Raw genomic sequence first — 5233 nt, forward strand, 5'->3', positions numbered from 1 at the left:
CGCGACCGCCTCCCCGTTTTCTTCGTGGGGGGGGTTCCCCATCCTCACCTGGTGGCGCACCCCTCGCGCGTGTGCGGGAAGAGGCGCGGACCGTCTCTCGATCTGTGGGAGTCGCTTGCACTCGCATGGGCCGAGTGCTAATCATTGGCGTTAGCACTCTGAAGGTGAGAGTGCTTACGAGGATCGGGCAGACGAGGTCCGCGGCCAGGTGGGGCAAGGAACCGCCGGGCTCGCAGGCCGTCCGTCGCGGGCGTCGGCGCGGTCCTGGAGCGTTATCCACCCCATGTCCGGGAGGACCACTTCACATGGCCAAGATCATCGCGTTCGACGAGGAGGCACGGCGCGGTCTCGAGCGCGGGATGAACCAGCTCGCCGACGCCGTCAAGGTCACCCTTGGCCCCAAGGGCCGGAACGTCGTCCTCGAGAAGAAGTGGGGCGCCCCCACGATCACCAACGATGGTGTTTCCATCGCCAAGGAGATCGAGCTCGAGGACCCGTACGAGAAGATCGGCGCCGAGCTGGTCAAGGAAGTCGCCAAGAAGACGGACGACGTCGCCGGTGACGGTACGACCACCGCGACCGTCCTCGCCCAGGCGCTCGTCCGCGAGGGCCTGCGCAACGTGGCGGCCGGCGCCAACCCGATGGCCCTCAAGCGCGGCATCGAGAAGGCCGTCGAGGCCGTCTCGGGCGCCCTGCTCGAGCAGGCGAAGGATGTCGAGACCAAGGAGCAGATCGCTTCCACGGCCTCCATCTCCGCCGCCGACACCCAGATCGGCGAGCTCATCGCCGAGGCGATGGACAAGGTCGGCAAGGAAGGCGTCATCACCGTCGAGGAGTCCCAGACCTTCGGTCTGGAGCTGGAGCTCACCGAGGGTATGCGCTTCGACAAGGGCTACATCTCGGCGTACTTCGCCACCGACATGGAGCGTATGGAGGCGTCCCTGGACGACCCGTACATCCTGATCGTCAACTCCAAGATCTCCTCCGTGAAGGACTTGCTCCCGCTCCTGGAGAAGGTCATGCAGTCGGGCAAGCCCCTGCTGATCATCGCCGAGGACGTCGAGGGCGAGGCCCTGTCGACCCTGGTCGTCAACAAGATCCGCGGCACCTTCAAGTCCGTCGCGGTCAAGGCTCCGGGCTTCGGCGACCGCCGCAAGGCCATGCTGAACGACATCGCCATCCTCACGGGCGGCACGGTCATCTCCGAGGAGGTCGGTCTCAAGCTCGAGAACGCCGGCCTGGACCTGCTGGGCCGCGCCCGCAAGGTCGTCATCACCAAGGACGAGACCACGATCGTCGACGGCTCCGGCGAGAGCGACCAGGTTGCCGGTCGCGTCAACCAGATCCGTGCCGAGATCGAGAACTCGGACAGCGACTACGACCGCGAGAAGCTGCAGGAGCGCCTGGCGAAGCTCGCCGGCGGTGTTGCGGTCATCAAGGCCGGTGCCGCGACCGAGGTCGAGCTCAAGGAGCGCAAGCACCGCATCGAGGACGCCGTTCGCAACGCGAAGGCGGCCGTCGAGGAGGGCATCGTCGCCGGTGGTGGCGTGGCCCTGCTCCAGGCGTCGAACGTCTTCGAGAAGCTCGAGGCCGACCTCACGGGTGACGAGGCCACGGGCGCGAACATCGTGAAGCTGGCCCTCGAGGCCCCGCTGAAGCAGATCGCCGTCAACGCCGGCCTCGAGGGTGGCGTCGTGGCGGAGAAGGTCCGCAACCTGCCCGTCGGCCACGGCCTGAACGCCGCGACCAACGAGTACGTGGACCTCATCGCCGAGGGCATCATCGACCCGGCGAAGGTGACGCGCTCTGCCCTGCAGAACGCGGCCTCCATCGCCGCGCTGTTCCTCACCACCGAGGCCGTCATCGCCGACAAGCCCGAGAAGGCCGGCGCGGCCGCTCCGGGCGGCATGCCGGGCGGTGACATGGACTTCTGATCCTTCCGGATCGGTAGTTCCTCGCTGTACGCGACCGAGGGCGGTACTCCTTGCCGGGGTACCGCCCTCGGGCTGTCTGCGGGTGCCGCCCTCGGGCGTTCGGGGTGATGCTGGTGGGAGGACCCCTGACGGATCCCGCACGGCCGGATCCCCCACGGCGGGAGCGTTCCATGATCACGCTGCTGACGACACCCACCGACCGCGAGCTGGTCATCACCCGAACCTTCGACGCCCCGCCCGCCCGCGTCTGGGAGGCGTGGACGACGTCCGAGCACGTCCGCCAGTGGTACGGGATCGCCGCGCTGACCACGACGGTCGCCGACGTCGATCTCCGGGTCGGCGGAGCCTGGCGCTGGGGACAGCGGGCGCCGGACGGACAGGAGATCGTCTTCTTCGGGACGTACGAGGAGATCGTCCCGAACGAGCGCCTCGTCTACACGGAGAACTTCGAGCTCATGCCCGGCCCGCCCGTGCACGTGACCCTCACCTTCGACGACACCCCGGACGGTGGCACGGCCCTCACGAGCACGTCGCTCTGGCCGTCCATGGAGATCCGGGACCAGGCATTGGCCACCGGGATGGAGGACGGGGTGAAAGAGGAGTACGACCGCCTGGCCGCGTACCTTCGGACGATGTGAGCCTCATCGTTCCCCGGCTGGCGGCCGGGGCCTTCGAACTGCGCCGCTGGGAGCGGGCCGACCTGCCACTCCTGGAGGAGGCGTCGACGGACCCGTACATCCCGCTGATCACCACCGTCCCGCCGGTGTACTCGGAGACGGAGGGCGAGGGGTTCGTCCGCCGCCAGTGGGCCCGTGCGGAGAACGCCGCCGGCTACCCCTTCGTCATCGTCCGCCGCCGTGACGCGCGTGCCGTGGGCATGATCGGACTCTGGCTCCGCGAACTCCCCGAGGGCCGCGCCACCCTCGGCTACTGGATCGTCCCGTCCTGCCGCGGCGAGGGCGCGGCGGGGGCGGCGCTGACGGCGGTGACCGATTGGGCGTTCGACGAACTGGGCATCCCGCGCCTCCAGTTGCTCGTTGAGCCCTGGAACGAGGCCTCGATCCGGACGGCGGAACGGGTGGGGTACGTACGGGAGGGAGTGCTGCGGTCCTGGCAGGAAGTGGGCGGGGAGCGGCGGGACATGGTGATGTACGGGCGGGTGCGGCGGGCGGCTGGTTGACGGTTGTGTCGGCTTGACGGATGTGTCGGCCGGGCGGGTGTGGCGGGTGTGGCGGCGAGGGGGTGTGGCGGCGAGGCGGGTGTGGCGGCGAGGGGGGTGTGGCGGCGAGGGGGGTGTGGCGGCGAGGTGGGTGTGGCGGCGAGGTGGGTGTGGCGGCGAGGTGGGTGCTGACGTACGCGGGTCGGCCGCCGAAGGACACAGCGAGGCGGCCGTCGGTGGCGTAGGACCAGCTCAGGGCGCCCGCGTACGACGAGCAGCGGGAGCCGTTCGAGCCGGACCAGAACTGGTTCGAGCCGTCGACGTCACCGATGGTCCGGTCGTTCGTCCCGGTGGTGGTGGAGCGGCAGGAGGTGTTGCTCCGGAACACCGAAGTGCCGGCGTCGAAGGTGTAGTTGCGCTGGGCGTTGTCGATGCTGATGTTGCTCGACATCGTGATCGTGCCCGGGTTGCTGTTGTACGTGAAGCCGTGCTTGCCGTTGTGGAAGGCGATGCTGCGCCGGACGACGTGGTCGACCTCGATGTCCTCGCCGCCGAGCTTGTAGCCGTTGCGGTCGCCGTTGCCGGCCTGGGAGCCGTCGCTGAGGGTGCCGTTGTCGTACGCGAGGGAGTCCTCGATGGTCACCGGGCCGATGGGACCGGTGTCCGTCTTGGTGTAGAGGTCCCAGCCGTCGTCGATGTTGTGGTGGGACACGGCGTACCGGAAGACGTTCCCCGAGCCGACGGTGAGCTTCGCGGCGAAGCCGTCGGCGTCCTCGCCGTCGGAGTCGGCGTTGTCGTGCGACTCGGCGCTCAGGATCAGATTGTCCGATGGCCACTGCTCGCGGGGGGTGGAGGAGGCGATCCGCGAGAGCTGCAGTCCGGTGTCGCGGTTGAAGCGGGTGACCGTGCGCTCGATGACGTTGTTGCTGCCTCCGACGAGGATCCCGTTGTCGCCGGCTCGTTCCACAACGATGCCGTTGACGTGCCAGTACGAGCCGTTCAGGGCGAGGCCGCGGTTGGCCGGGTCCTCGGCCATGGCGGAGAAGTCCAGCACCGGGGTCTCGCCCGGGTAGGCGGAGAGCGTCTTGCGGGCGGTGGCGGTGCCGTTGTTGGTCGGGGGGACGGTGATCGTCGTGGAGTGACGGTACGTGCCGCCGCGGAGGTAGATCGTCCCGCCGGCGCCGACGCGGCTGATCGCGGAGATGAGCGTCGTCGGGTCGGACTGACTGCCGGACGCGCTGTCCGTGCCGTTCGGGGCGACGTACAGTGCGGCGGCCGTGGGTGGCGGGCCGTCGGCCGTCGTGACGTTCAGGGAGTCGATGTTGGGGAGACCGGCGGCGGTGGTGGGGGAGAGCCGGATGGTGTTGCTGCCGGCGTTCAGGGTGACGGTCAGGGTCTTGGTCGACCAGGTGGACCAGGCGCCGGTGGCCTCGAACGAGGGCGTCTGGACGGTGGATCCGTTGACGACGACGCCTGCGGGACGGGTGGTGGTGCCGTTGGCGAACCGGACGGCCAGGGTGGCGGTACCGGCGGCGGGGACGTTCACCGTGAACTGGGAGGCGGCGCCGACGGCGTTGGTCCCGTTGCAGAAGCCGCTGCCGGTGAAGCCGCCCCAGTCGGAGTCCAGGGTCCCGGTGCAGACGGCGGGGGAGGCCTCGGCCTCGTGGAGGGCGGATGCGGCGTGGGCTGGGGTGGGGGTGGTGAGTGTGAGGGCGACGGCGAGGGTGGCGGGGGTGAGTGTGAGGGTGAGGGCGAGGGTGGTGGGGGTGAGTTTGAGGGCGCGGATGGTGGTGGCTAACCGGGTGGTGGGGGTGACGGGTCGCAGATGCATGGGGGCTCCGGGAGGGAGTGATGGCGTTCCGGGACTGGACGGGAAAGCGCTTTCCCCGGAAGCTAGGGGTGCGGCTGCGAGGGCGTCAAGGGTTGTGTGTGTGATTGCTGTTCAGGTAGCTGAACGGTGAGTCCTTAGGGGTCGGCCCGGGTGGGGGCGCTGGCTTCGGGTTTCTGAGGGGCCTGGCCTGGTGGTTCTTGTGGGCTTCTGGTTCGGCCGCCCTCGTTCCGAGTGTGGCGACCGGAGGCGGTGCGTCAAGGGCGCTCCCTGCGGTCGCGTCGGCTTCGCCGATTGCGCTTCGCTTCACCC

At 69.2% G+C, this 5233-nt stretch carries 3 protein-coding genes and 1 pseudogene; 3 read left to right on the forward strand and 1 reads right to left on the reverse strand.

Annotation, left to right across the window (positions count from 1 at the left end; translation table 11 throughout):
• Positions 1-305 precede the first annotated feature (305 nt).
• The 3 genes from groL (at position 306) to ACFC0D_RS38045 (ending at position 3114) form a co-directional block, all read left to right on the forward strand.
• Entirely contained in the window at positions 306-1934 is a 1629-nt protein-coding gene (gene groL / locus ACFC0D_RS38035) for a chaperonin GroEL (protein WP_376446567.1), read from the forward strand.
• 170 nt (positions 1935-2104) lie between these two features.
• Complete coding sequence (locus tag ACFC0D_RS38040) at positions 2105-2572, forward strand: SRPBCC family protein (protein WP_376446569.1); 468 nt, start codon at positions 2105-2107, stop codon at positions 2570-2572.
• A complete protein-coding gene (locus tag ACFC0D_RS38045) occupies positions 2569-3114 on the forward strand; it encodes a GNAT family N-acetyltransferase (protein WP_376446572.1) in 546 nt (181 codons plus the stop codon). Before ACFC0D_RS38040 ends, ACFC0D_RS38045 begins: the two co-directional genes overlap by 4 nt.
• A gap of 184 nt (positions 3115-3298) precedes the next feature.
• On the opposite strand, the pseudogene ACFC0D_RS38050 reads toward ACFC0D_RS38045, so the two are convergent.
• A pseudogene (locus tag ACFC0D_RS38050) lies at positions 3299-4924 on the reverse strand (CBM35 domain-containing protein); the annotation flags it as partial.
• Positions 4925-5233: the final 309 nt, after the last annotated feature.

Source organism: Streptomyces sp. NPDC056222, from assembly GCF_042264065.1.
GTDB lineage: Bacteria > Actinomycetota > Actinomycetes > Streptomycetales > Streptomycetaceae > Streptomyces.

What these genes read in the sequence shown, in the direction of transcription:
- ACFC0D_RS38040 (WP_376446569.1), top strand. Translation starts at nt 2,105, where the DNA reads ATGATCACGCTGCTGACGACACCCACCGACCGCGAGCTGGTCATCACC.
- groL (WP_376446567.1), top strand. Translation starts at nt 306, where the DNA reads ATGGCCAAGATCATCGCGTTCGACGAGGAGGCACGGCGCGGTCTCGAG.